This is a genomic window from Psychrobacter sp. M4, assembly GCF_055699795.1.
The window spans coordinates 1,866,565-1,892,551 of record NZ_CM146740.1 but is presented as its reverse complement, the minus strand read 5'-3'; the positions used below and the strand labels follow the sequence as shown (position 1 = coordinate 1,892,551).

At 42.4% G+C, this 25,987-nt stretch carries 17 protein-coding genes; 1 reads left to right on the top strand and 16 read right to left on the bottom strand.

The annotated features are described in order from the left end of the window. Positions 1-10: 10 nt before the first annotated feature. From ACR63N_RS07660 to ACR63N_RS07615, 10 genes are all read right to left on the bottom strand, one after another. Positions 11-2,509, bottom strand: coding sequence for a site-specific recombinase (locus ACR63N_RS07660; RefSeq protein WP_472781799.1), 2,499 nt, complete (start codon positions 2,507-2,509; stop codon positions 11-13). 259 nt (positions 2,510-2,768) lie between these two features. Continuing rightward, entirely contained in the window at positions 2,769-4,553 is a 1,785-nt protein-coding gene (locus ACR63N_RS07655; RefSeq protein ID WP_367106987.1) for an acyl-CoA dehydrogenase C-terminal domain-containing protein, read from the bottom strand. A gap of 307 nt (positions 4,554-4,860) precedes the next feature. Next, positions 4,861-6,114 carry an extracellular catalytic domain type 1 short-chain-length polyhydroxyalkanoate depolymerase gene (locus ACR63N_RS07650; protein WP_367106988.1) on the bottom strand — a complete coding sequence of 418 codons (1,254 nt, stop codon included), beginning with the start codon at positions 6,112-6,114 and terminating at the stop codon, positions 4,861-4,863. A gap of 85 nt (positions 6,115-6,199) precedes the next feature. Beyond that, entirely contained in the window at positions 6,200-6,622 is a 423-nt protein-coding gene (locus tag ACR63N_RS07645; RefSeq protein ID WP_367104435.1) for a hypothetical protein, read from the bottom strand. Between the two features lie 250 nt (positions 6,623-6,872). Further along, positions 6,873-8,666, bottom strand: coding sequence for an acyl-CoA dehydrogenase C-terminal domain-containing protein (locus tag ACR63N_RS07640; RefSeq protein ID WP_367104436.1), 1,794 nt, complete (start codon positions 8,664-8,666; stop codon positions 6,873-6,875). A 175-nt stretch (positions 8,667-8,841) separates the two neighbouring features. Then, a complete protein-coding gene (locus tag ACR63N_RS07635) occupies positions 8,842-10,524 on the bottom strand; it encodes a putative bifunctional diguanylate cyclase/phosphodiesterase (RefSeq protein WP_472781798.1) in 1,683 nt (560 codons plus the stop codon). Positions 10,525-10,710: 186 nt separating this feature from the next. Next, positions 10,711-11,589: a 16S rRNA (uracil(1498)-N(3))-methyltransferase gene (locus tag ACR63N_RS07630; RefSeq protein ID WP_367104438.1), complete on the bottom strand. Its 879-nt coding sequence runs from the start codon at positions 11,587-11,589 to the stop codon at positions 10,711-10,713. A gap of 259 nt (positions 11,590-11,848) precedes the next feature. Then, positions 11,849-12,706 carry a methylenetetrahydrofolate reductase gene (locus tag ACR63N_RS07625; protein WP_367104439.1) on the bottom strand — a complete coding sequence of 286 codons (858 nt, stop codon included), beginning with the start codon at positions 12,704-12,706 and terminating at the stop codon, positions 11,849-11,851. 17 nt (positions 12,707-12,723) lie between these two features. Then, a complete protein-coding gene (gene ahcY, locus ACR63N_RS07620; RefSeq protein ID WP_472782726.1) occupies positions 12,724-14,148 on the bottom strand; it encodes an adenosylhomocysteinase in 1,425 nt (474 codons plus the stop codon). Between the two features lie 206 nt (positions 14,149-14,354). Next, a complete protein-coding gene (locus ACR63N_RS07615; RefSeq protein WP_472781797.1) occupies positions 14,355-16,283 on the bottom strand; it encodes a TonB-dependent receptor plug domain-containing protein in 1,929 nt (642 codons plus the stop codon). Positions 16,284-16,627: 344 nt separating this feature from the next. Between ACR63N_RS07615 and ACR63N_RS07610 the strand changes: the two genes are divergently transcribed. Next, a complete protein-coding gene (locus ACR63N_RS07610; protein WP_472781796.1) occupies positions 16,628-18,616 on the top strand; it encodes a mechanosensitive ion channel family protein in 1,989 nt (662 codons plus the stop codon). A gap of 153 nt (positions 18,617-18,769) precedes the next feature. Here the strand turns inward: ACR63N_RS07610 and ACR63N_RS07605 are convergent, their stop codons facing one another. The 6 genes from ACR63N_RS07605 to ACR63N_RS07580 all read right to left on the bottom strand — a co-directional run bounded on the left by ACR63N_RS07605 (position 18,770) and on the right by ACR63N_RS07580 (position 25,605). Beyond that, positions 18,770-21,139: a cytochrome P450 gene (locus tag ACR63N_RS07605; RefSeq protein ID WP_472781795.1), complete on the bottom strand. Its 2,370-nt coding sequence runs from the start codon at positions 21,137-21,139 to the stop codon at positions 18,770-18,772. Between the two features lie 114 nt (positions 21,140-21,253). Beyond that, the gene (locus ACR63N_RS07600) at positions 21,254-21,886 is read right to left on the bottom strand and encodes a DNA-3-methyladenine glycosylase family protein (protein WP_367110015.1); all 633 of its coding nucleotides are present in this window, start codon (positions 21,884-21,886) and stop codon (positions 21,254-21,256) included. A 65-nt stretch (positions 21,887-21,951) separates the two neighbouring features. Beyond that, complete coding sequence (locus ACR63N_RS07595; RefSeq protein ID WP_472781794.1) at positions 21,952-22,692, bottom strand: Smr/MutS family protein; 741 nt, start codon at positions 22,690-22,692, stop codon at positions 21,952-21,954. Positions 22,693-22,782: 90 nt separating this feature from the next. Continuing rightward, complete coding sequence (gene trpC / locus ACR63N_RS07590; RefSeq protein ID WP_367110013.1) at positions 22,783-23,712, bottom strand: indole-3-glycerol phosphate synthase TrpC; 930 nt, start codon at positions 23,710-23,712, stop codon at positions 22,783-22,785. A gap of 58 nt (positions 23,713-23,770) precedes the next feature. Then, positions 23,771-24,760: an anthranilate phosphoribosyltransferase gene (gene trpD / locus ACR63N_RS07585; RefSeq protein ID WP_472782725.1), complete on the bottom strand. Its 990-nt coding sequence runs from the start codon at positions 24,758-24,760 to the stop codon at positions 23,771-23,773. Positions 24,761-24,981: 221 nt separating this feature from the next. After that, on the bottom strand, positions 24,982-25,605 hold the full coding sequence (locus ACR63N_RS07580) for an aminodeoxychorismate/anthranilate synthase component II (protein ID WP_367104448.1): 624 nt from the start codon (positions 25,603-25,605) through the stop codon (positions 24,982-24,984). Between the last annotated feature and the right edge of the window lie 382 nt (positions 25,606-25,987).

Sequence of the window (25,987 nt, the reverse complement as noted above, 5' to 3'; positions counted from 1 at the left end):
TTCTCAATATTTACGGTAGTTTAGGGGGTTTATTAGGTTTGGGTAGTGGGTTTTTCGCCTCTATATCCGCTTTGCCGGCGGAATTTGTATCGTTATCAACCTTGTTAGCAGTAGAAGTGTCGTTTTCTGCTAATATTTTAGCGACCTTATCGTATTGAATGTCTTGAGTATGTGAAGCGTTGTTAAAGTTTTTATTTTTCGATTTGCTTTCTAAGTTATGGTCGGTATGAACAACTTTCTTCGGCGCAGTTTTTCGAGTCGCACGTTTTTCTTGACTACTTGTGCCTTCACTGGTCTCAAAGTTAGAAGAGTCATGATTTTGTTTATTGTCATAGTGAATATCAGTGCTCGCTTCCTTACGCTTCGCGTGTGCTTGTTTTGATTCTAATGATATTTTGACATCTGCTAGTCGCCGCACCACGTAATTGTTGGGTAGCAGCTCGCTACCTTTTTGTGCTGAGTAGTCTTCAAAAATCATATGGCCTTGACTATCGATGCGAGCATATTTCATCGGTTTTTCCCGCGGCCAAAAAAAATCAGAGGGATGACTAATAATATGGCTAAAAATAAGCCTAGTCAGTCGACCCCATTCAAAGAACCGCACTTCTTTGGAGCGCAAAGCTACGAATAAGGCCAGTGAAAAGCTAACCATCAAGTTAACCATACCAATCAGTGCTACACCAAGAATAGAGACTAAAACCAGACTCCAACTGATCTCCAGTGCTGGCAGATTAAACAGTCCATGAGCTAGGTTTGCTGAGGCAAAAGCGATGTGACGAATATCTAGGGGTAGTCCAAATATATAACCGACAGTAGCCGTGCTACCCAAAAATACTCCAAATAAGAAGTTGCCCATAATAGCGCCAAGGTTGGCTTCAATGAAGCCGCCTAGTTTTAATAGCCATGCCTTTGGCAACAAGTAATTGAGTAGCTTATGACGACAAATACGCGCGCCAATATGATTATAAACCGCCAAATTATCGTAATAACCAGCGATAAGACCAGCCAAAAACAGATACACGCCAGCGATAGCAGCATGAGGCAAAGCAAGCGAGCGAAAAGGGTCGAGGTCATGTAATAGGCTTGCCGCTTTAGCAGCATCAACCATGTGCGTACCGGTGTATTGTAGCCAAATAAAGGAGATAAATAGCGCAACTGGAATGGCTACCATGACATTACCTACGATAGCGATAAATTGGGTACGTAAAATATCCACCACTAGCTCTGATAACTTGGTTAATTGATGTGATTTTTTGCCATGCCCCTCTGATATCGTTGAGGCAATGGCGGCTGCGGTCATGGCTGGCTGTTTGGTCGCTACTGTACCGCGAATGATATGAATAAATACAAAACCCAATCCATAGATCATACTGTTTACAAAGGCTTTGCCCATGGGCGCCAAAGCTAAATGGTAAGCGGATACCTTGAGAGTCGCCATAAAGGCAATGACAAACCCACCGATAGAAGCCTTTTTAAACATTTTCAAATAGCCGTCTTTGTCGGTGCTGATGTAGTGTGCGCCGACACGTCCTGCGTTTTCAGTTACTTTGCGTGAGAGGAGCTTGGTATTGATATCGATTAAATAACCGATGCTATAGCGATGACTGGCGGTAGTGATCAAAGCTTGTGTCAGCTCAATAATGGCATAATCACGCTTTTGATTATCATCAGCAACCAGCTCAGTTAAGACGCGCATACGCTGCAAGCTTTGATCGAGGCGCAGCATCATGTTAGTCAAACGAATAGAGATACCGGTTTTATAAATACGCTTGCGCACAGTAGCTACGATGTTTTCACACTGATCAAGCATGACTAACAGTGGTGCTGGATTTACCTCAAAATCAGGCGTAACATCGGTTAACATATCAAGCTCATGGGCTTGTCGGTACTGATTAACGAACAAAACCGCTTCTTGATTTTGAGCGACAAACGACGCTGAATAGTTCAGTATTTGCGGATAAGATTCTATCAAGTCGGGATGTAGTCCAATGCCACTGATCCGATAAGATAAGATGACAATAGCGTTTAATATATTGTTCTTCGCTGTCGCTACCAAATCCAAGCGGTTATCCGTTACTTTCAACAAACCAACTAAGGTTACCCAGTTATCTTTGCTAATCATTGCCAGCCAGCGCTCATCTTGCGGTTGATCAAACAAACAGCTGACCAGCTCAATCATTGAATCTTCTTGGGGTAATAAAGGTAGGAATCGATGACCAATTAAGCGGCGTAGGCCACTAAAAAAACCTTCATCTGACATGATTCCGGTATCAGTATAAAGTACGATTTGGCGAGATTGCGTGATAAGTTTTAATATAAAGTGAGCAAGTCCCTGACCATACTCAGGATACTGACGTAATAGATTGATAAGCTCTTGTATCTTATTATTAGCAAGGTTAGGTGCGTTGTCTGTTACCCGCAGCTCATTAATCAAGCGCTTGAGTACTGAAGAATCCGGTACATCGCTCAAGGCGGTAATCTGCTGTAAAATGCGTTTTATGTCTGACACATCGTACCCTTTATGGTAGTTATACTGATCTGATAATAATAACGGTTGAGTGGTACTATGGTGTTAATGCTGCTATTATTTTAACGGTGCTACTGTTTGAGTTATATTAATCATAATGCAAGATAAATGGTTGATTATTTTGTTAGCAGTTATTTTAAAATAAAGCTTGCAAGCAAAAATAGCTCAGGCAAAAAAAGAACAGCCTTGAGACTGTTCTTTTTATCATGTTTTACAAATATTGAAATTTAGTGATGAGCGTTTAGCTCACATCTACATTGAAATAATCAAGATCAAAGTTCATCATAGGATCGCTACCAGCTTTAACCATCTGCGCGTGAGCATCAATACGCGGTAGGATACGACCAACGAAGTAGTCAGCAAGTTTGGCTTTGTTGGTATAAAAATCACCTTCTTTACCATCAGCAGCTTCTACCATCATGGCAAACATATACGAGTAGCACAAATAGCCAACCGCGTGCATATAGTCAACCGCGCAGCCATTGATCTCACTTTTACGTTTCTCAATATTAGCCAGAACAGTATCTGTTAATTCTTCAACTGTAGCAGCTGCGTCAAGGGTTGCTTGCTTAATACCATGATCCGCTTGCATGCTACCAATGAAATTGCGAATCTCATCTAAAAAGTTAGCGATGTACTTGCCGTTATTGCGGGCAACTTTACGGCCTAATAAGTCAAGGGCTTGAATACCGTTGGCTCCTTCATAAATCTGACCAATACGGGTGTCACGAACGATCTGCTCCATACCCCATTCACGTACGTAACCATGACCGCCGAATACTTGCTGACAATCAATAGTTGCCTCAAGCGCTTTGTCAGTCAAAAATGCTTTAGCAATTGGGGTCAATAGAGCGACGCGAGCAGCAGCAATTTGTGCCGCTTCAGGATCAGTGCTGAATTTTTCTATATCAAGTTGCTGGGCAACATACATCGCAAAGCAGCGTGATGCCTCAGAATTGGCTTTCGCATTCAACAGCATACGGCGAACATCAGCATGATGAATGATAGCATCAGCTGGTTTTTCTGGACTTTGCAGCTGGGTATCACTACGACCTTGGGTACGATCAAGCGCATATAGCGCCGCGTTTTGATAAGCAAGCTCGCTACCACCAAGACCTTGGAGGCCCATAGTGACACGCTCGTAGTTCATCATAATAAACATAGATGACAGGCCTGTGTTTTCAGCGCCTATCATCCAGCCTTTAGCATCATCAAAGTTCATAACACAAGTAGCTGACGCTTTAATACCCATTTTGTGTTCAATAGAGCCGACGGCTAAACTATTGCGCGCGCCAATACTACCATCTTCATTGATCAAAAATTTGGGTACCACAAACAATGAAATACCTTTGGAGCCCGCTGGTGCGTCTGGAGTTTTGGCAAGTACCAGATGAACAATGTTCTCAGTTAAGTCATGTTCGCCGCCAGTAATAAAAATTTTGGTGCCGGAGATATTGTAGCTGCCATCATCGTTTGGTACTGCCTTAGTTTTGATAATACCTAAATCAGTACCGGCATGGGGTTCGGTCAAACACATAGTACCTGACCAGTCGCCTGCATACATCTTTTCTAGATAGGTTTGCTTAATCTCTTCTGAGGCAGCAGCATTTAGACATAAAGTAGCGCCAACGGTAAGGTTTGGGTAGAGGGCAAAGGATTGGTTGGTAGTAAAGATCATCTCCTCGGTCAGCATGGTCACCATCTTTGGAAAGCCTTGACCACCATACTCAGGGTTGCCACCAAGACCCACCCAGCCGGATTCTGCGTACTGCTGATAGGCGTCTTTAAAGCCTTCGGGCGTGGTAACTACTCCATCACCGTGGAAAGTTGCGCCTTCTTCATCACCGCTACGGTTGATGGGCAATAAAACATTTTTGGACAGCTTTGCCATCTCTTCTAATATCATATCGACGGTTTCCATATCGACATGAGATAGATTTTCATTGTTTTGCCAAAATTCATCGGCATTAAAAACGTCTTTTAAGATAAAACGCATATCATTGAGAGGAGCATTGTAGACAGACATAGACATTCCTTTGATTTAGATAGGGTTTATACAAAACTTTTGGCTTATTGTTTCTACGCTAAGTTGCATTTATTTAGCACGACCGGATTTGGCACAATTGAAGAAGATTAGGCATTATAGCTGATTATTGAGGTACGTTCAGTCTTGAAAGTTTAGCAAATTAGTACTCAAGCTTGTGTGTTTCTTCGTGAATTGTGCGTACACAAAAGGTTGATGGGAGCGCTTGAATACTGAAATTAAAATCAGCGACATCTTTAAGTATGTCGCCGATGGTAAAGATTTTATACTACCAATGCCAATGACTGGATTATAATTTATGCTTTAAAAAAAACCGCAGCATCTCTTTTGAAGCATCAGGTCCTTTAGGATCTGTATAAGACCCGGCGCTACTGCCACCGGCCCAGCTATGTCCAGCACCATGAATCTTCCAATACTCTAACTGACTAACTCCTTTACTATTTCGAATCTCCAGCTGAGTACTACGACGGTTTTGCTCGGAGTCTGGCTTGTGCTGCTGGGTGCTTAGATCTGTTTGCTGCGTTTGTAAGCGCTCTTTTGCCTGCTCAAAGACCTGGCTGCCATTACGAATACTCACCGTATGATCTTGATCACCATGAAACACAATCGTTGGTACAAACTTACTGCTTTTTGTGGATTTTGCAGCTGCGCCGCCTTGACGCATAGCCATCATTGCAGAGGGCAAATCAGTGGCACTGCGATAAGCCAATCCTGAATGCACGCCAACTGCGGCATATAGATCCGGATAAGCCTCCGCCATAATTACTGCCATAGCAGCCCCCGCTGAAAGACCTGCAATATAGACCCGTGAGGCGTCCACAGCGTAGTCTTTAATAATAGAGCGGGTCATCTCTGCAAGCCATGCAGGCTCACCTTGACCTTGCTGTTGATCGCTAGGTTGAAACCAGTTCCAACAGCGATTTTGATTAGCAGAAGCGGGCTGTGAGGGATAAACGATCAAGCATTGCTGCTCTTCTGCAAGCTCGTTCATACGCGTACCTGTAGCAAAATCTTCTGGCGATTGCGTGCAGCCATGTAGCATAACTATCAGCGGCAATTGCGCGCCTTTCTCTAATGCCTGCTCGTAGTTTGAAGGAATATACAACCGGTAGTTATGACTACCTTGAGAGGACTTAATGTTACCTTTGAGAAACTGTGCATTCTCGGGAATAGATGGCTCGCTATGCGTATTAAGTCCGCCACTGAGTCCATCTATATTCAGAGCTGATGGTAAGTCCAGCTTAAAATTTTTCATTTTATCCGTAAATTCTTGCAATTTATGAGGCAGTTTGCTTGATAGATTATCGGTGCTGGTAGTCTTTTCCGTTCTTGCAGAGTTATCTGTTTTGCTTGAGTTGTTTTGTATCGTTTGGGTGGTAGGCGTCACATCCTTCATAGTGTTGCTATCAGTACGATCGTTTGATGTAGCGCCACTCAGATTATTTTGAATGACGCTAGTAGCCTCTTTTAAGCGCCCTGATTTCATCAGCTCCATTGCTTCTTTGAGATGCGCTGGTGTCGTGCTAAATTTTGGAAGATTCATGGGTTATGTCCTGTAGTGTGTTTATCTAAGTAGTTTATGTATTTAAGTAATAGATATAAGTTTAAAAAGTAGTAAGCGCGAACATTTAGACCATTTTGTTAACCAGTACCGCTTTTATCTCTGGGCTGGCTTGCAATACGCCCAATACCGTAATGCTCTCAATAGTAGCTTCCACAAGCTCTGGGGTTACATCAGCGGCGATGGTAGCCAGACCTACTACTTGAATGTGTAGTTTCTCATTGCGCTTTTGCACAGCTTCAAGATCTGCGCGGGTATAGTGACGCAGTCCTAACTCTAAGGTTTTACGAGCAACAGTTTGACTGACCACATCAGCATGAATGGTTAGCTGATTGCGTATTGCTGTGCGGATAAAATCAGTGCGGTTAGAATAAAAACCTTCTTGTACCATCAAATCGATCTGTCCCAGATCTACGTAGCCCAAATTAATAGTGACCTTTTCTGTCTCACCAGCTCTGGTGCGAATAGGCGTTATATTATTACTTGCCATCATATTCTCCTTTTAATAAAAGCGGCTAACAGGACTATAGTACTCCATTTGTAATCCAATTGGAATCCATATGGAGTATAATTTGTATATTTTACTAAAATAAGTTATAGAACCTTTTCAACTGTGATTAAATTAAATCAAAAAAAACAGCGACACACTTAAGTATGTCGCTGCTAGTTGTAGCTGTAGCATAGTTAGATGACCAGCCCATCAAAAAGCTAAACGCTAGAGCAAGTCTTTAAATAGTTAATTAAAAAGCAAATTGTTCAATATTCATAGTCATGTAGGGCTCAACGCCTGTATTAATACGCTGGGCATGAGTGGCCGTACGCGGTAATAACTTGGCAAAGTAGAACTGGGCGGTTTTGACTTTAGCATCGTAAAAGGCTTTCTCACTATTGCCGTTAGAGATCTCAGTCTGAGCAATAAGTGCCATACGTGCCCATAGATAAGCCAAAGTGACGTAGCCACTAAAATACATATAGTCGACAGCAGCGCCGCCTACCGCTTCAGGGTTATCAGTAGCTTGTTTGCCAATATCAGTAGTTAACTCATTCCACTCGTCTACTAGTTTGAGTAGCGGCCCAGTAAAAGCTTGCATCTCATTATTGTCTTGGTTCTCTTTACAGAAATCTTGGATAACCTTAGTAAAGTTAGCTAGCAGCTTGCCTTTTGAGCCTAGTACTTTACGGCCAATTAAGTCAAGCGCTTGAATCTGCGTGGTGCCTTCATAAATACAAGAGATGGTAGTATCACGCACGTTTTGCTCTAAACCATACTCTGTACAAAAACCGCTACCACCTAGGGCTTGGACACCGTGATGAGCAGCTTCGAGCCCAGTTTCAGTTAAGAATGCTTTACCGATAGGGGTTAGCAGTGACAACATTTGATCCGCATATTCGCGCGACTCTCCCTCACCTTTAGCGACAATATCTGCAAACTGTGACATATAACCGATCAACGCACGGCCACCTTCAGCAAACGCTTTAGTCGTAAGTAACATATCACGAACCGCGGGATGGACAATGATAGGGTCGGCAGGTTTTTCAGGAAATTTGGCACCATCTAAAGAGCGAAAAGCTAGACGCTCTTTTGCAAAATCTAAAGCACCTTGAAAAGCGAACTGAGCTGCAGTAACCCCTTGAATAGCCGTACCAATACGGGCTACGTTCATAAAGGTAAACATGGTGTTTAGACCACGGTTTTCTTCACCGATCAAAAACCCTGTCGCGCCGTCATAGTTAATCACGCAAGTGGCTGAAGCTTTAATGCCCATTTTGTGTTCAATGGAACCACAGGAGACAGCGTTACGCTCTCCTAAACTGCCATCGTCATTAACCATAAATTTAGGTACGACAAATAACGACAAGCCTTTGGTTCCTGCCGGCGCGTCTGGCAGGCGGGCCAAAACAATATGGATAATATTCTCAGACATGTCGTGCTCGCCTGCTGAGATCCAGATTTTGTTACCTTTAATACTATAGGTACCATCGTCTTGCGGCTCTGCTTTGCTGCGAACCAAGTTTAGGTCTGAGCCGCATTGAGGTTCGGTCAAACACATGACACCTGTCCATACCCCTGCGACTAAATTGGGCAAGTATTTTTGTTTTTGCTCATCAGTACCGTGATGCTCAAGGGTGGATACGCACCCCTCAGATAAGCCAGGATACATACCAAATGACCAGTTAGCTGTGCCCATGAACTCAGAGATAGCTGAGTTTAATGACATCGGCATATTTTGACCACCAAACTCTTCTTCAGCAGTTAGTGAGGTAAACCCAAGCTCACAATACTGTTTGTAAGCCTCTTTAAAGCCTTTAGGAGTGGTGACTACGCCATCATTGAAATGACAGCCTTCAGCATCACCACTCATATTTAATGGTGATAACTCGTTTTCAGCAAAACTTGCTGCTGTCTCTAAATAACTATCGACAATATCTGCTTCAATATGTGCATAATCAGCTATATTTTGATAATGTTTGGTGCTGCCTAAAAGCTCATGCATGACGAATTTCATATCACGAATTGGGGCTTTATACTGCATAAATTCCTATCCTTTAATTATAAATGTTTTTGTAAAATCACTATGGAAAGATAGGCGTTCAGGGGAAATTATACAAGTTTGGTCATAATACTGCTTAGTCATGAACCTGTCTTGCGTCAGCTTTTGAATAAATTCTAATAAACAATAGTTAGTTATATATGCTTATCGAATAAAGCTATTGAGTGAGTATTTTGGTAGCTTTGTCAGCAGATACTGGCCGATTGAACCAATAACCTTGACCGTATTGACAGCCCATTTGTAGCAGTAGATCACGCTGCTCCTCAGTCTCAATACCTTCAGCCACACCTACCATATTTAAAGCAACTGACAAATCCAGAATAGTTTTTACAATGGCACGCTGGGTGGGGTTACTGGTGATATCGGAGATAAAACTTTTATCAATTTTGATAAAGTCAAAAGGATATTCTTGTAAGTAACTTAAAGAGGCATAACCGGTACCAAAATCGTCAAGTGCTAAGGAAACCCCTAGCTCTTTTAACGACACTATTTGCTGCTTTACGCTAGCATGACGTAGCATCAATGAAGACTCTGTGACTTCGATATTGAGCTTGTGAGGCTCAATATCATATTGATCAAATAGCTGACTTACAAAGCTTAAAAAGTTGGGATGACTAAACTCAGCTGCATCAGCATTAACACAGACATACTGAGAAAATCCAAGTTGTCGCCAATGCAGCAGCTGTTTGGCAATTTGAATCGCCATTTGACAAAAAAGATCAAAGGACAGTTTATACTTAATAATAGCGTCCATAAAATACTTAGGATCTAATAGACCGCGAGTAGGGTGACGCCAGCGTACTAGCGCCTCAAACCCGACAACGTCCCCGGTCTCTAAAGCTACTTTAGATTGATAATAAGGTTCAAACTGATGGGTTTTTATTGCTTCTCGCAGCTCAGACTCTAGCTGTAAATTGTCCAATGTAATGTTATTTAAATCGTCACTATACCAGCAGATATCGTCACCGCCTTGTTGCTTGACGTAGTGCAGCGCTTTTTCAGCTTTGTTTAATAGATGATTGAGTTGTTTGCCGTTTGTGGGATAATAACTAACGCCGACGGAGATATGCAAAAATACACTATGGGTATCTACGGTAAAAGGTAGCTCACACATTTGCATCAAACTATCGAGTTGGTGACGAACCAAATGGGCATCACAAAATTCAAACAAAAGAGCAAAATCATCACCGCCAAAATGTGAAAAGCACTGAAGGTTTTTAAGATCTAAAGTATCCACTCGTTCGACGAACTCTTTGATAAGAGTATCGACTTTGTCTTGTCCAAAGTTACTAATAAGAATACGGTAACGGTCTATATTGGCTCGAATGATCACGACTTCTTGGAAGCTTTCCATAATCAGATCGCTACTTTGGCTCAAAAACACTTTACGGTTGGGTAAGCCTGTTAATTGATCGTAATTTAAAAGATTGGTCACTCGCTGTCGGTCTTTGGTCGCTGATGAGATATCACAAATTATGCCAATATAGAACGTCTCGTTATCCACACTTATTCTTTGAAAAGTAACTTTACAGTTGATTATCTGAGCATAACGACTAGTCATAGCAAAATTATTTTCATAAAAGCCATCGTCGTCTAGATGCTTAGAGATATCTTGTAAAATAGTACGTTCGTCTTCTAATAGGAACTCAGCTGCATATATTCCTAGTGGGCGACCGATTAAAAACTTCTTGTCATAACCAATCATGGTCTCATAGGCGGAGTTGACCGATATATAATGTAGGTTTGCATCTAAAATAAATATAGCATCTTCCAGCTGCTCATAAATATGAACAAGTAGCTGCTGTTTAACATCGTTTGAAAGGGCTAGAGAGGTAATCATAATTTGTGCTCATAGGCATTTAAAGTAAGTAATAAGTGCATCACACTTAAAAATGACTGCAAGTTAAAATGGTTATACCAGTCACTTTAATTTTTAACTATTCGTTATAGTAATAATGAATGATTATCAATATTAATAAGTAATATTTATGTATTTAAATCATTTTTCATAGGGTTATCAAAGACATCACCCATCGCCTAAAGCGTATAGAGTTGCAAGCGCTACCACTGGCGCAGTCTCGGTACGCAGTACTCTGTTGCCAATTTGCCAAGCTAGAAAACCATAGTTTTCAGCCAATTGACGCTCATCATGACTTAATCCGCCCTCAGGGCCGATCAATAACTCAATGTAGGGGTTATCTTGTGCCAATACTTCGGTTAGCATCTTAGGTCTAATAGGCTGGTCAGCAGCAGGAACACTCATTTGTATGCGTAAATCTGCTTGCATATTTAATATCTGATAGTAAGGATCAAAACTCAGCGGTGCCACGATAGAGCTAATGGCTTTGTTAAGCTCTATAGACTCAGATACTTCCTGCTGTAACCAAGCTTCAATAGATAGAGGTGAGAGAATAAGCGGCGGCCTATTTAATCCACATTGTTCACAAGCACTAAGCGCTACTTGTTGCCAATGGAGTAGTTTTTTATCGATTTGCGCAGGTTTAAGATTGACCTCACCATGGTGGCTGCTGAGTAATTGAATAGCCGTTACGCCAAGTTCGGTCGCCTTTTGAATCGCATAATCCATGCGCTCGCCGCGACTCATCACTAAACCAATCTTTGTTCTAATAGAAGGGGTACGATCGTCACTGTCATGAGCTAGTAGAACTGCTGTAGCATGTTTTTTACCAATAGTTTGTAGCTGTACTTGATATTCACCACCAAAGCCATCGAATAGGAGACCATAATCACCGATGTTTGCGCGAAGTACGCGGCACCAGTGATGAGCGATACTAGTCGTCAGATCAATACTGCTACCAATAGATAGTTTGTGCAAAGCGAGACGTTCGAGCGCATCGTCATTACTGTCAATTTGACTATTTACAGCGTAAAAAAAACGTCTCACTATTTGTTATTCCTATCGTTACTAGCAAACTTTAATATAAAACAACCAATTGTTTGGTCAATTACATAATTGCGTGCATTGTAACGCATATTGGCTAGGAAACAAAAGTAAGGTGGCCTTAAATAACATTATGAAACGAAGTTTTAAAAGTATTGCAAATTAAGGTATTAAGAAAAACTGCATGAGATATCTAAAAAAACTGGTGCTCCTAAGAACACCAGTTAATTAAATAGTGAGAGTATTGTATATAAGTAACGATCTAAACCGTTTCAGCAGCCAATCCCAATGATTGAACCAATCGTTTATTAGGCTCAACCTTATTCATGCTATAAAAGTGCATGGCAGGCACGCCCTCACTGATTAAGCGCTCGCAAAGGCGATGCACCACCTCGAAGCCAAAATCGCGAATGGCACGGCGATCATCACCAAAGTCTGCTAACTGCTTACGTACATAGCGAGGGATGTCAGCACCGCAGCTATCAGCAAAGCGCACTAGATTGCTAGAATTAGTGATCGGCATAATACCAGCTACTAATGGCTGCGCTGTGGTATCTATACCGCGCTGCTCTAAGGTATCCCGCAGATATAAATAGCTGTCCGCGTTATAAAAGAACTGCGTAATTGACGCATTCGCGCCCGCTTGATATTTGTTAACTAAGTTGTCGACATCAAATTGGAAGCTACGTGCTTGTGGATGCATCTCAGGATAAGCGGCAACTTCGATGTGAAAATGATCTCCTGAGTGCTCGCGAATAAACTTAACCAAATCAAGTGCAAATGGTAGCTCGCCCATGCCAACTTGCCCTGAGGGCAAATCGCCACGTAGCGCTACTAAGCGATTGATTCCCAAGTTTTTGTAGAGCTCTAACAATTCAGCAATCTTACTTTTATCGTCGCCAATACAAGAAATATGCGGGGCAATCGGCGTATCGCTGCGCTCCAGCAACGCCTGTACGATACTTAAGGTGCGATCCCGGGTTGAGCCGCCCGCACCATAGGTTACCGAAAAATACGTGGGCGCTAGTTTGTTCAGCTCATCAAAAGTGCTTAGTAGCTTCTCGTGCCCCAGCTCTGTTTTAGCAGGAAAGAATTCAAAAGAAACAGCAGGCTTATTCATAGTTGCGCCCCTTGTTATTAGTACTTGTACTCATCAGGCTTAAACGGCCCCTCAACAGGTACCCCTAAATACTCAGCTTGTTTTTCAGTCAGCTTAGTGAGCGTACCGTTAAACCCAGCTACCATTGCCGCTGCGACTTCTTCATCAAGCTTCTTCGGTAATACTCTGACATACAAGTTATCAAAACGATCATCAACAGGAAGATCGGCGAACTTCTCTTCAAACAAATACATCTGCGCCAAGACTTGGTTAGCAAACGAGCCGTCCATGACGCGTGAGGGATGACCGGTGGCATTACCTAGGTTTACCAAACGACCTTCAGCTAGCAAGATCAGATAGTCGTTGTCATCATCTGAGCGGAAAATCTGATGCACTTGTGGTTTGATCTCAACCCAGCGCCAGTTATCACGCATAAATTGAGTATCAATTTCAGTATCAAAGTGACCGATATTACAGACCACTGCGCCCGGCTTTAATGCCGCTAACATATGCTTATCACAAACGTGATAGTTGCCTGTTGTAGTGACAATCATGTCCGTATCTTCAAGCAGGCGAGTATTGATATTATCCGCGCCGCCCGTGTTGTCGCCATTAATGTAGGGAGATAAGACTTCATAACCATCCATACAAGCCTGCATAGCGCAAATTGGGTCGACTTCTGAGATACGTACGATCATGCCTTCTTGACGTAAGCTTTGGGCGGAACCTTTACCGACATCGCCATAACCAATGACTAAAGCGCGGCGACCGGCAAGGAACATATCGGTAGCGCGTTTGATAGCATCGTTCAAGCTATGACGACAGCCGTATTTGTTATCGTTTTTGGACTTGGTGACTGCATCGTTGACATTGATAGCCGGCACCTTTAGCGTACCTTTTTTAAGCATATCGATTAAACGATGCACGCCCGTAGTGGTCTCTTCTGAGACACCATGAATGTTATCGAGCATTTGCGGATATTCATTATGAATAAGCGCGGTTAAATCACCGCCATCATCTAAGATTAAATTGGCGTCCCAAAGCTCGCCGGACTCTTCGCCGCCAACATGGACTTGTTGACGCAGGCACCACTCGTACTCCACTTCGGTTTCGCCCTTCCAAGCATAGACTGGCGTACCTGCTGCCGCTATAGCCGCCGCTGCATGATCTTGGGTCGAGAAGATATTGCATGAAGTCCAGCGCACTTCAGCACCAAGCGCGATTAGCGTCTCGATAAGGACGGCGGTTTGAATGGTCATGTGAATACAGCCGACGATTTTAGCGCCTTTAAGCGGTTGATCCGCTTGGTAGCGACGACGCAGACCCATAAGGGCTGGCATCTCAGCTTCGGCAAGGGTGATCTCGCGGCGACCGTAATCAGCGAGACTGATATCAGCAACTTTATAGTCGGTGAAAGTGGGGTCGATGGTATGGACAGATGGTATATTAGACACTGCGTCCATCATATGCTCCTATTATTAATAGATTTATGATAAAAATAAAACGCAGGTGCCGTTGTTCATGCTTTTGATTAAAAGCTACCGAGCCTAACACGGCTTAATAAAAGCTGTGGTGCAACACCTCTCGGAGTGGGTTATTGTAAAGGATGAGACATGACTTGTCATCTATTAGTACACTGCAAATAAAGAAACTATAAAGTCAATTAAAATTAGAACCAGTTATAAGTTAATGAGGTAAAAAAGTTGATGCCATCCTGATTATAGCGCGTACCAAAACTCTCGTTAGTCGTATAATCTTCGTTAGTTAGGTTTTCAACTCGGCTGGTTACGGTTAGGTTTGGATTAACATAATAATTGCCACTAATATTGAAAAGCAGATAGTCATCCATAAAGGTACTGTTATCTGCAGAGTTATAAGTCTTGCCAACATATTCTGCCTCAGCACGAATATCAAAATCAATGGCCTGATAACCAATGTATGCCAGTCCAGTGTGCTTAGGGCGATAGACCAGTTGCCTACCTTTATTTGCTCCGGACCGCTCTTCGGCATCAGTCCGAGTATACTGACCACCGAACAAGATATTGTTAAGTTGCCAATCTGAGGTGAAGCTATAACCTAGTAATCGCGCGGAATCAATGTTGACGGCTTGGTATTTTTCAGTTGCTGGATCATAAGCATTATTAATGAGATTATTGACATGACTATTAAAACCAGTGAGACGAGTCGTTTGTAGGGTACTATTTGATTCTATAAATACCTCTAAGTTTTTACTCTCCTCAACCTCTAAATCTTCGTTTGGAATATAAAATGAGCTCTCAACATATAAATCGTTCAAAGAAGGCGCTCTATAACCACTAGCAAAACTGGTACCAAGACGTATATTAGGTGCCAGCTTTACAGCGTAGCCAAGGCTATAAACAGTTTCACTATCAAATTGAGAGTTATCATCGAGGCGAACGTTGGCTTGGACGTCGTAAGCTTCTTTATTGAGCTGATAACCTAAAAAGCCACTTTTAATAGTACGATCATTTATTTTATAACTGTCAATACCGTTTTCAGGCGTATTATCATTGATATCAACTTCTTGCTTGAGCCATTCTGCGCCAGCTTGTAGTTGTCCTGTAGGCAGTCGATAAATGCTTAACAGGTTGACTTGTCTTTGCTTGGTTTCAAATTTATCACCAACCTTATTATCAAGATTATCTAAGCTTTCGCCTCCAGATAAACGTAAAGTTAAATTATCTTTTTCATATTGTGAAAAAGCAGTTACTGCGCCATTTTTTTGATCAATCTCTGCGTTAGGCTCATTAGTATAAGCGTCAAATTCAGTGGTTGATTTTGCAAAAAGACCAGTTACACCAACGTTGATATTTTCCGTTAAAGGCATACTTGTATTTAGCGCAAAATTATTACTCTTAAAACCATCGTCATCTTTGTTATTGCCAGTTTGATTCTCAATAGCGCTAATTCCGTCAGTTTGATTGCGGCTAGCAGATAAGCTCAGCTTAGCGCCTTTAGGGTTAACAAACTGCGCAGTGGCACCGTAAAGATAATGATCGTGCGTACCGACACCACCGGTCACAGAAAAGTTGATTTGGTCAACGTCCGTCCCTTTGGTAAAAATCTGAATGACACCCCCCATCGCATCGGAACCATAAATACTAGAGCCAGATGCACCGTATAAGATCTCAATGCGTTCAATTTGGTCGGCTGGTAGCATAGCTAGAGCAGGTTGACCTGTTGACATTGAACCGTAGCGGACTCCATCAATCAATAGCAGCACCCGTTTGCTATCATAACCACGTATGTAGAAATTACTGTTGCTACCTAAATCGCCATCTTGTTTGATACTAAAACCAGGCTGATGCCTAAGCGCTTCTAGTACCGTTTGACCCTGATAACGTTTTAATGCCTCACTATCAATCACTCTGGTCTGAGCGATAGTATTGCTAATCTTGGTCGGTGTACGCGTTGCGGTGACGACGATTTCATCAAGCTCAGTCTGCGGCAGCTCACGCCCATCAATAGAGCTGATATTAGGTACTGCTGCTAGTGCTGTATTAATAGACATTACGCCAAGTGAGCTTAAGATACACCAGCGCAGATAGGCGCTTGTGGTTGAACGTGATAAAATCATAGCCGATTCCAAGTAAAAAGTATAAAAACTATCAAGCGCTTTAAATAGTACTTATTATCTATAAAACCTTTCTCTTTATAAACACTTTTAACCTAACGTTTCCTCACGATAAGCTGAATGGTTCTCATGATGTCATGTTATTAGCTACTTTGATGTCAATCCAACGACATCTAATACCTGTTTTGTACCTCAATTTGTCTATTATAGAACGATGTTAAAGTAACCAAAGATTTTTCGCGATAAAAGCAAATAATCAAAGACACTATAGCTGATAATAATTGCTATTATAGCGGCAGATTTTTTTAATTCTCATCTGTGTTATCTACCACCTTAAGAGGTTTGTTTTGTCTATCAAGCGTCATTATCTGCATCCGGCCATCACATCATCAATCAAAATGTCAACACCACCACCGACGTTACCACTGTCATTAAAAGCACTGTTAATAGTGTTGACAATGCTGCTTACCCTATTATTTGGTCTACTGTCTTCGAGTAGCTCGTTTGCAGCTGAGAGCGGCTTACTGGGTATTGACGGTGGTAGCGAGGAGAGTACGAGTAACACTTTACCAGATGCTTTTGGCCGCGATACGCCGCGTCAAACCGTGCAAAGGTTTATTAGTGCCCTTGGAGAAAATGATTATCTATTAGCCAGTAACTATCTAAACCTATCTAAATCTGATAATCCAACCACTATTGTTCGTCAGTTTAAACAAGCACTTGATACCGGCGGGCGCTTCCAGCCCGACTTGCAAATCAGTAATGTTCCTGAAGGTAACTTGACAGATCAGCTGCCGCCTAACCAAGAAAGAGTTGGCAGTATCAGCATTGATGATAAGAATGTACCTCTTATACTAGAGCGGGTGGTGTCTGATAGAGGTGAGCAGTATTGGCAGTTTTCTAGTGAAACAATCGACTCGATACCGGATGTCATAGAGAACACTAACCCCACCTTAGTAGCGCGTTATACTGTAGAGTCTCTAGAAGACAAAAGTATATTCGGTTATCAGCTCTCAGATTTGGTTGCCGCGGTAGTACTGATTGTTAGTAGTTTTGTACTAACTTATTTATTCGTCTGGCTTTGCTATCATCTTTTAAGAATTGTTTATCCACGTGTACGCGGTGTACCGCTGCCTTTGCCCAATAAGGTAGTTGTACCACTGACTCTAGTTATTATGTCAGTGTTTTTGACAGAGATTATGGTATATGCAGGCGTGTCCGTAACCCTACGTGAACCGATCAATCGTTTTACCCAGATCGCTTCATGGGTTGCGATAACATGGCTACTCATGCGTATGGTTGATGCGGTGTCGACGCGCGCAGTCAACTTAAGTTATAAAAAGAATTATATTGAGCGCGTTTCTATCTTAGGGTTACTACGAAAAGTAGTCAAAGCGCTACTGATAATATTTGCCGTAATTGTAATCTTTGGTAATTTAGGTTTTGATTTAACGACAGGTATTGCAGCACTAGGGGTAGGTGGTTTAGCGTTAGCACTTGGTGCGCAAAAAACGATTGAGAACTTGGTAGGTAGTGTAGTGGTAGTTGCAGATACACCAGTGCGCATAGGAGACTATTGTAAGTTTGGTGATCAAGAAGGGACCGTCATTGACATTGGTATTCGCTCATCACGAGTACGTACCTTGAACCGCACCATTGTCACTGTGCCTAATGGTGGTTTCTCATCCATGCATATTGAGAACTTTACCTCGCGTGATATGTTTCATTTTTTGCACAGTTTATATATAAAACGCAGCGCTGATATCGAAGAGATATTTAGAATGGTAAAAGATTTGGATAAGCTTTTAAATGAGCATGAGCTGACCAATCAGGAGTGGAATCAGGCCAATATCTTAGAGCTGCGCCAAGATTGTTATGTGATTCAGCTACGTGCCTATGTTAACTGTGTTGATGTGATAGAGTTTTATGGCAAACAAGACACGCTGCTGGTTGATATATTAACAAAAGTAAAAAAGTACAAGGTCGAACATGCGCTGCCCACTCAGCAATTGATTGTCAATCAGGGCGAGCTTGAACATGAACTGGACAACATCAGTGAAGGTGAAGGTAGTGATTTTAATGATAGTGAAGTGATTGATAATGACAACGACGAACAAAACAATGAGAGTATTGAGTTAAACAAAAATGTCGATGTTACTGATACTATTGAAGAAGATAAAGAGTCAGATTTTAAAGACAAAAAAGCTAAATTAAGCTTGAAGAAAAATCATAAGAAAAGAAGCCGTGCTTTAGCAAGACGAAAGTTTAAACGCGCTACCAAAGGTTTTGGTCTTTCGATATGGAACCCGCCTTGGGACCATTTTCCAAAAAGGTAATTATGATTTTGGGACTTTAAAAGCCTTAAAAGTTGCCAGTGCAGCCTGTAAAGTTTAATCATCGTTATGACTATCTATTTAACCACTCACCATCTCTAAGTTTTTCGAAAGCTTAGAGATGGTTTTTTTAGCACCTGTAAGTTTTTTATTAGCTTATAAACTAAGCTTTAGCGTTGCTCCATTTTGAGCACGCGAACAACAAGCCATCATACGTGTATTTGCTGCACGTTCTGCACGGGTCAACACCGCATCGCGATGCTCAATATTGCCATCAGCGACCAGAACTTCACAGCTGCCGCATAGCCCCTCGCGGCAATCGCTGGCAATATCAATACCGGCAGATTCAAGAGCGTCGAGTAAAGTTTGTGTATGATTTACCGTAAGCTGCAATCCTGAATCCATTAGCTCCACATCAAACGCTTGCTCTTTTTCTGGATCTAATAACGTATCTGTACCCGAAAAGTACTCGTAAAATAAGCTATCCTCAGGCAAATCTTCGGTCAACATAACTAGCTCTTCTATCATTCGCTCTGGACCGCAGGCATATATTTGCGCGTCTTGAGGTAGGTTCTCAATCAAATGGGCTAAATCAGCGCGTTGTCCTGTACTCTTTACATACAAGGTAAATTGCTCTTGATGATCAGTCTCTAAGCGCTTGACAAAAGCCATTTTAGAGAAAGCTTTGCCAGCATAGTGGATATGATAAGGTTTACCTATATCCTTTAAATAATCAGCCATAGCAAGAATGGGAGTAATGCCGATACCCCCTGCAATAAGCATATAGTGAGCAGCTGTTTTATCTAAATGAAAGCGATTGCTGGGACCACGCAGTTTAAGCGTCATACCTTCACGCAGATGATCATGAAAATATTGTGAACCGCCTTTACCGTTTTTCTCTTTTAAGATCGCTAGTTTATAATGGCTGGTATTATCATTAGTATGGTCACTACTATTATGGTCACTACTAGTGCGACTAGTACTGCTTTTACCGCATAATGAATATTTGCGATTAAAGCCACCACTGACAATCTCAACATGAGCACCTGCACTCCAATTTGGTAATGCTCTACCACGCGCATCAGATAATACTACACTCAAAATATTATCGGCTTCTTTCTCAATAGCAACGACTTTAACGCGTCTGGCTACATCCTGGGTTTGCGGGGCACCGACTGCAAAGTGCACAACTTGCTCTTTAATCTGACTATTTGTACGTTCTGGGTTCTGAGCAGGATCCCATTCTACCCAAACCGCTTCTGGTCCGCGAAATGAAGTACTGGGAGTATAAATAAAGTCTTGTTCTGCTAACTGCAAATGCGGAATACGGCGCGAGATCTCCTCCAAAAAAATACGCATCTCCATTCTGGCTATGTTTTTCCCCATGCACTGATGCGCCCCATAACCAAAAGTTAAATGCTCAGCGGTATTATCGCGATAAATATCAAAATCATCGCCGTTTTCAAAATGACGTTCATCACGATTACCAGAAGCTTGCACGATAAGTAGTTTTGCTCCTTTAGGTAATTGCACACCGTTCAGCGTCGTTGGCGCTGTAGTTTCACGCCGCCATGCTACGATTGATCCTGCATAGCGTAAACACTCTTCAACTGCATTAGGAATAAGACTAGGATCAGCGCAAATATCTTCCCACGCTTCACGGTGGGTTAACAAAGTGCGAAACATATTAGCAGAGGCCAGCGAAGTGGTTTCATGAGCGGCAACGATAATTGCCATCATCATCGAATGTACATAGCTATCTGGCACTACATCCGGTAGTTCCTTGTTTTTCCTAATCGTGTGGTGCATCCAACCTTTACCGTTAGGTTCAGCGCGCATTTTTTCAATAATTTTGCTAGCGTATTGCCAAAACTGGCCGACATCATGAGCAATATCGATTTGCTGCTCTTTAATTGGCTTGCCCCAAGTATTTATAGAATGCGCCACTGAAAACGTACGTAGTTTGGCAATCTCATCTTCAGGCACCCCTAAAAAGTGCAGCGCTACTAATAAAGGCACTTCGTAAAGTAGACCCTCGATCAAATCAACACGTCCTGAGTCAATAAACTGATCAACTTTTTCTTGGGTCAAACGGCGGATCATGGCTTCTTTACCTGCTAAATTCTCGGGCAAAAAATGATCCATTAGTACTCGGCGCCGCTCCATATGGGCAGGCTCATCTTCGTTGACTAGGGTACGATCCATACCATAATCATAGCCTTTTAATACTTGTATCGCCTCAGGAGTTGCTGGCGTGATTTTCTCTAGTACGTTGCGAGCAGAAAACAAAATAGGATCACGAAAGACAGTTTTGATATCATCGTAACGACTCACGATCCAGTAACCCATCTCTTCACTATAAAAAACCGGCAGATTGTCTCTTGACCATCTTAAGGCTGAGGCAGGGTCAAGCTGATAAGAAGTATCAAAGGCATTAAAATGCTTTGGATCAAATGATCCATTGTCATTTGTAATGGGACACTTAAAAGCTTGACCACTAAATGGACATTGTGAGGTGTCATCCATAACATATCTCCTATGAGAGCAGTTGAATTCGCTATAGCTAATATCTTATATAATACTACTCAAAAATTGTAGCAAAGGTCAAAATCTATACAAAAAAAGCGAGCGTAGCAACAGTTATACTGGCACAGCTACCTTATTACGCTGTAGACCATAATACGCCCATAATAATAAACTTGCCGCGCTACGGTGTGGTGACCACTGCTCGGTAAGTAGGTGCAACTGTTTTGGGGTGGGGCGCTCATCAAGTCGCAGCACATTCATCGCTGCAACTTTAAGCGCTAAATCATCAACAGCGAGTACATCAGCGCGTCCTAAAGAAAACAGTAAATACATCTCAGCGGTCCAGCGTCCAATTCCGGTCACGACAGTCAGCTCTTTGATCACTTGCTCATCGGTCATGGTTTCTAAAGCCATAAAGTCTATATCGTGAGCCGCTAATGAGCGAACATAACGAAGCTTTTGCTTCGATAACCCTTGCGTACGTAGATGCTCATCGCTCACCTCAATGATGGCTTGCGGCGATGTTAAACCTGCATTTTGTAAGCGCTGCCAAATACTAGCCGCTGCTGCAACAGAGAGTTGTTGTCCTACGATCGCGCGCATTAACTGCTCAAAACCGCCCGTATTTCGTCTTAGGCTTGGCACGCCAACTTGCTCATAGACAGGCGCAAACTTAGGTTCAATTGCAGTGAGCGCGTTGATGTGCTGCTCTAAATCGTCTTGATCTTTTATGGTTTGGATAGTCATAGTGACCCTTATGTCAGCTATAAAAAAGACTGCGCTTGGCAGTCTTTTTATGTTTAATAAGAAGCTTACTCGCCGTCCATTTTAGGTCTTTTTAACAGAACCAACACCGCACCATTACCGCCATCTTTGGGCGGCGCTGAGCAAAAAGCCAATACTTCTGGTAGCTGACGCAACCAGCCATTAATACAGGTCTTCAATATAGCCTCACTACCTTTACCATGGACGATTTTGACCATCGTTTCATTGTTTTGCTTAGCTTGGCTTAGCAGCTGCATCACTGCGGTACGCGCCTCTTCAATGGTACTGCCATGAATATCGACCGCGTCATACCAGCGCAGCTTGCCTTGCTTTAATTGAGTGAATATTTTGTTTTGTAGCGTTGGCTGCTTATAAGACAAATAAGCTTCGCTAGCGACTGGGTTGAGTAGCGCTTGCATATCTGATAAGCCTGCCCCCAAATCTACACCATCGCCGCCCTGAGCAGCTGCACGTTTGGATAGGGTAGTTGCATCAGGTTTGGCCGCTTTTAAAGACCCATCGGTGTCGGCAGGCGAGCGCACGTTCTTATCTTCGAGCGGATTGACACCATGCATGGCTTGCATAAATAACACTTTATCGTCATCGATGTGCTCGCTATCTAACTGCTTGACGGTCTTGTTGACCTGCTTTTGAGTAGGTAGGGATACCGGTTCCGTTGGCTTCTGGTTTTCGCCATCAGGAGCGTTGGTATCGCGGCCTTTACTAAGCTGGCCTTTAAGCTCTTTGAGCTGGTCTTGCATTTCTTTAGAAAATAGAGAATTTGACATAGTAATTAGTGTATCTTTTTGATTGATAATGGATTAGTTTTTAACGATTTAGGCCGTAGCCCATAAGCTATCAGCATTATGGACAACACTTTACGCTTGTGTATTGACGCTCGCAAGTAAGGATTGTAACGCCTGCCCAGGATGATCGGTTTTCATAAACTGCTCGCCAATCAAGAAATGCGAGATATTATGATCCAGCATCAAACGTATGTCGGCGATGCTATGAATACCGCTTTCGGTAACTACTAGCGGTCTTGATAAAATATCATTAGCATTGGCTCTTAGAGCATCATCAACAGCCAGTTCTTGTAACAAAGCATTTTTTAGCTTCAAGGTATTTTGTAAATCAACTTTAAAAGTATTAAGATCACGGTTATTGATACCGTAAATATTATGAGCTGAGCGGGGTAGTTTAAGCGCGCGTTCAAGCTCTTGTTCGGTGTGAATCTCTATCAATACATCCATACCAAGATGGGCACTAAGCGCATGTAGCTCATGCACCCTAGTATCATCAAGGCAGGCCATAATGAGTAGTATACAGTCTGCACCTAGCAAATAAGACTGATAAATTTGATAAGGATCAATCATAAAATCTTTACGTAGTACTGGTAAACTTGAGGCATTATACGCTTGCAGCAGGTACTTATCATCACCTTGAAAGTAATCACGATCCGTGAGTACCGATAGACAGCTAGCTCCCGCTTGCTCATATTGCTGAGCAAATAAGGCGGGCGAGAAATTATGATTGATAATACCTTTAGAGGGTGAGGCTTTTTTGATCTCGGCAATAATACCGATACCGCTTTTTTTAGTATTGGCGGCTCGTAGCGCTTTAGCAAAACCGCGCCTTGGCTGGTTGTCAGCCTCCGCTTGCGCTTGTAGGCTCTCAAGCGAATGCTCACTACGCGCGGCTGCGACTTCTTCATGTTTGGTAGCAATAATACGCTGCAACACGGAAGGTATGTCAGCATGGCTTTTTATATCTGTACTTTTTATATTTGTATTGGGGCTTGTCGTCATGAAAGTGTCCAAATGGCAGTCCATTTAAATGGGTTGTTTATATCGTTTTTTTTAAAGGCTAAGCATCCGCTGCCAGCTTTTGCGTATACTCAGCCAAAGATTCAAGTTTGCTCAAAGCAATGCCTTCTTGAATGACTTTTTGGGCGCGACTAACCCCATTAGGGTAGTTGCTAGCAAGCCCTGCTGTATATATCGCCGCGCCTGCATTAAGCGCGATCATATCACGGGCTTTGAGTACCGCACGGTCAAAGGTTTCCTCTCCTGATAAGGCGGCGCGTATAAGCGCTAAGCTTTGCTCTGGCGAGTCTACATCAAGACCGATCAAGGTTTGCGAGTCGATACCAGCATCTTCTGGCATCAATTCATAAACAGATATCTCGCCGTCCTTTAGTTCAGCGACGGTGGTTGAGGTGGCAAGGCTGATCTCATCGAGTCCGTCTCTTGCGCCGACGACCATTACGTGATTGGCACCTAAGTTTTTCATCACTTTGGCTATCGGCTCACACAGCTGCGCGGTAAACACGCCGATGACTAAATTAGGCACGCCAGCTGGGTTAGTCAAAGGCCCTAAGATATTAAAAATAGTACGCGCTTTAAGCTCACGGCGTACCGGATTGGCATAACGCATGGCACTGTGATGATTAGGCGCAAATAAAAAGCCGATGCCTTGGTTTTCAATACATTCTTTTGCTTGATTAGATGTGAGTGCTAGACTGATACCAGCTTGCTCAAGCAAATCTGAGCTACCAGAACTAGTAGATACCCCGCGGTTGCCATGTTTTGCTACTTGCGCGCCAGCAGCAGCAGCCACTAGAGCTGAGGCAGTGGAGACGTTAAATAAATTAGCGCCATCACCGCCGGTACCGACGATATCGACTAGGTAGTTGCAGCCTTTTGGTTCAATATTATCTGCCAAATCACGCATAGCTTTCGCTGCTGCGGTAATCTCGTCAATAGATTCACCTTTCATGCGCAGACCCGCCAATATCGCGCCCATCATGGCACTGCTACAGCGACCTTGCATAATAATGAGCATGACTTGATGCATCTCATCAAAGGTTAAGTCAATACGTTGGAAAATTCGATCTAAAGCAGTAGCCAGTAGCTTATGAATATGCTCATCTGAGAGCTTTTCAATATCTTCAGCAGTGCTGGCAGCTAATAAGGTTGACGTATTGGCACCTTGTACACGGTTAGTCATTATGATCTCGCCCATTATTGTCTTTTAAGTTTTACTATTGAATTAATTTTAGACTAAAAATCAACTTATTAGCCTACTTGCGGCAACTCGTCGGTATTTAATACTGCCAGATTATGAGCTTTTAAGAAATTATTCAGTAGCTGATAACCTGCTTCACTCAAGATAGATTCAGGATGAAATTGTACCCCTTCTATCGCAAAAGTTTCATGACGAAAGCCCATGATCTCCTCAATACTACCGTCAGAATTTTGTGTCCATGCTGTGACTTCTAAGCAGTCAGGTAGGCTGTTTTTGTCAACGACTAAGGAATGATAGCGCGTAGCTTGAGTAGGGTTAGGCAGATCGGTAAATACGCCTTGATTATTATGCTGAACGGCAGATAAACGGCCATGCATAACCTCGCCAGCTTTGACAACTTGACCACCAAAGGCTTGTCCGATCGCTTGATGACCCAAACAAATGCCTAATATTGGAATGACGCCTTTGAAGGTATCAATAACCTCAAGCGAAATACCAGCGCGGTCCGGATCACAAGGCCCTGGGCCAATGACGATGATATCAGGAGCTAGAATTTTAATCTGCTCAATAGTGGCCTGATCATTACGCCAGACGGTGATGTCCTGCTGCAACTCACCAAAGTACTGTACAATGTTATAGGTAAAGCTGTCGTAATTATCGATCATTAGAATCATTGTGGTTTCAACTTTTTATCGTAATGTTTTATAAATCTTTAGCGGCTACGGCTGTTTTTAGCACGATTGCTTTTATTAAAGCTTGATATCTTACCATTATTTCGTTATCTATCAAACGCAGCACGGTTTATCTACAACTAGCTTAACTATTTATTTCGATCCATGAAAATCTGGGGTTAAACGATTACAAACTTATAGTAAGATTAGTTTTCTTTATAATGCACCATGTTGAGGCATGATAAAAATAATGCACTTATATGATGAATAAAGGGATCTATAATAAACTAATATTATACACTTATCGACAGTGTCTATCAGCTATGCTAAGTAATTTTTATTACTACATCCCTTAACAATAAAGGCTTTAACAGGTTTTTTATAG

Coding starts and splice junctions, on each gene's coding strand:
- ACR63N_RS07655 (WP_367106987.1), bottom strand. CDS start 4,553: ATGTCTGTCTACAATGCTCCTCTCAATGATATGCGTTTTATCTTAAAA.
- ACR63N_RS07650 (WP_367106988.1), bottom strand. CDS start 6,114: ATGAATCTTCCAAAATTTAGCACGACACCAGCGCATCTCAAAGAAGCA.
- ACR63N_RS07645 (WP_367104435.1), bottom strand. CDS start 6,622: ATGGCAAGTAATAATATAACGCCTATTCGCACCAGAGCTGGTGAGACA.
- ACR63N_RS07640 (WP_367104436.1), bottom strand. CDS start 8,666: ATGCAGTATAAAGCCCCAATTCGTGATATGAAATTCGTCATGCATGAG.
- ACR63N_RS07635 (WP_472781798.1), bottom strand. CDS start 10,524: ATGATTACCTCTCTAGCCCTTTCAAACGATGTTAAACAGCAGCTACTT.
- ACR63N_RS07625 (WP_367104439.1), bottom strand. CDS start 12,706: ATGAATAAGCCTGCTGTTTCTTTTGAATTCTTTCCTGCTAAAACAGAG.
- ahcY (WP_472782726.1), bottom strand. CDS start 14,148: ATGGACGCAGTGTCTAATATACCATCTGTCCATACCATCGACCCCACT.
- ACR63N_RS07615 (WP_472781797.1), bottom strand. CDS start 16,283: ATGATTTTATCACGTTCAACCACAAGCGCCTATCTGCGCTGGTGTATC.
- ACR63N_RS07605 (WP_472781795.1), bottom strand. CDS start 21,139: ATGGATGACACCTCACAATGTCCATTTAGTGGTCAAGCTTTTAAGTGT.
- ACR63N_RS07600 (WP_367110015.1), bottom strand. CDS start 21,886: ATGACTATCCAAACCATAAAAGATCAAGACGATTTAGAGCAGCACATC.
- ACR63N_RS07595 (WP_472781794.1), bottom strand. CDS start 22,692: ATGTCAAATTCTCTATTTTCTAAAGAAATGCAAGACCAGCTCAAAGAG.
- trpC (WP_367110013.1), bottom strand. CDS start 23,712: ATGACGACAAGCCCCAATACAAATATAAAAAGTACAGATATAAAAAGC.
- trpD (WP_472782725.1), bottom strand. CDS start 24,760: ATGCATCAAGTCATGCTCATTATTATGCAAGGTCGCTGTAGCAGTGCC.
- ACR63N_RS07580 (WP_367104448.1), bottom strand. CDS start 25,605: ATGATTCTAATGATCGATAATTACGACAGCTTTACCTATAACATTGTA.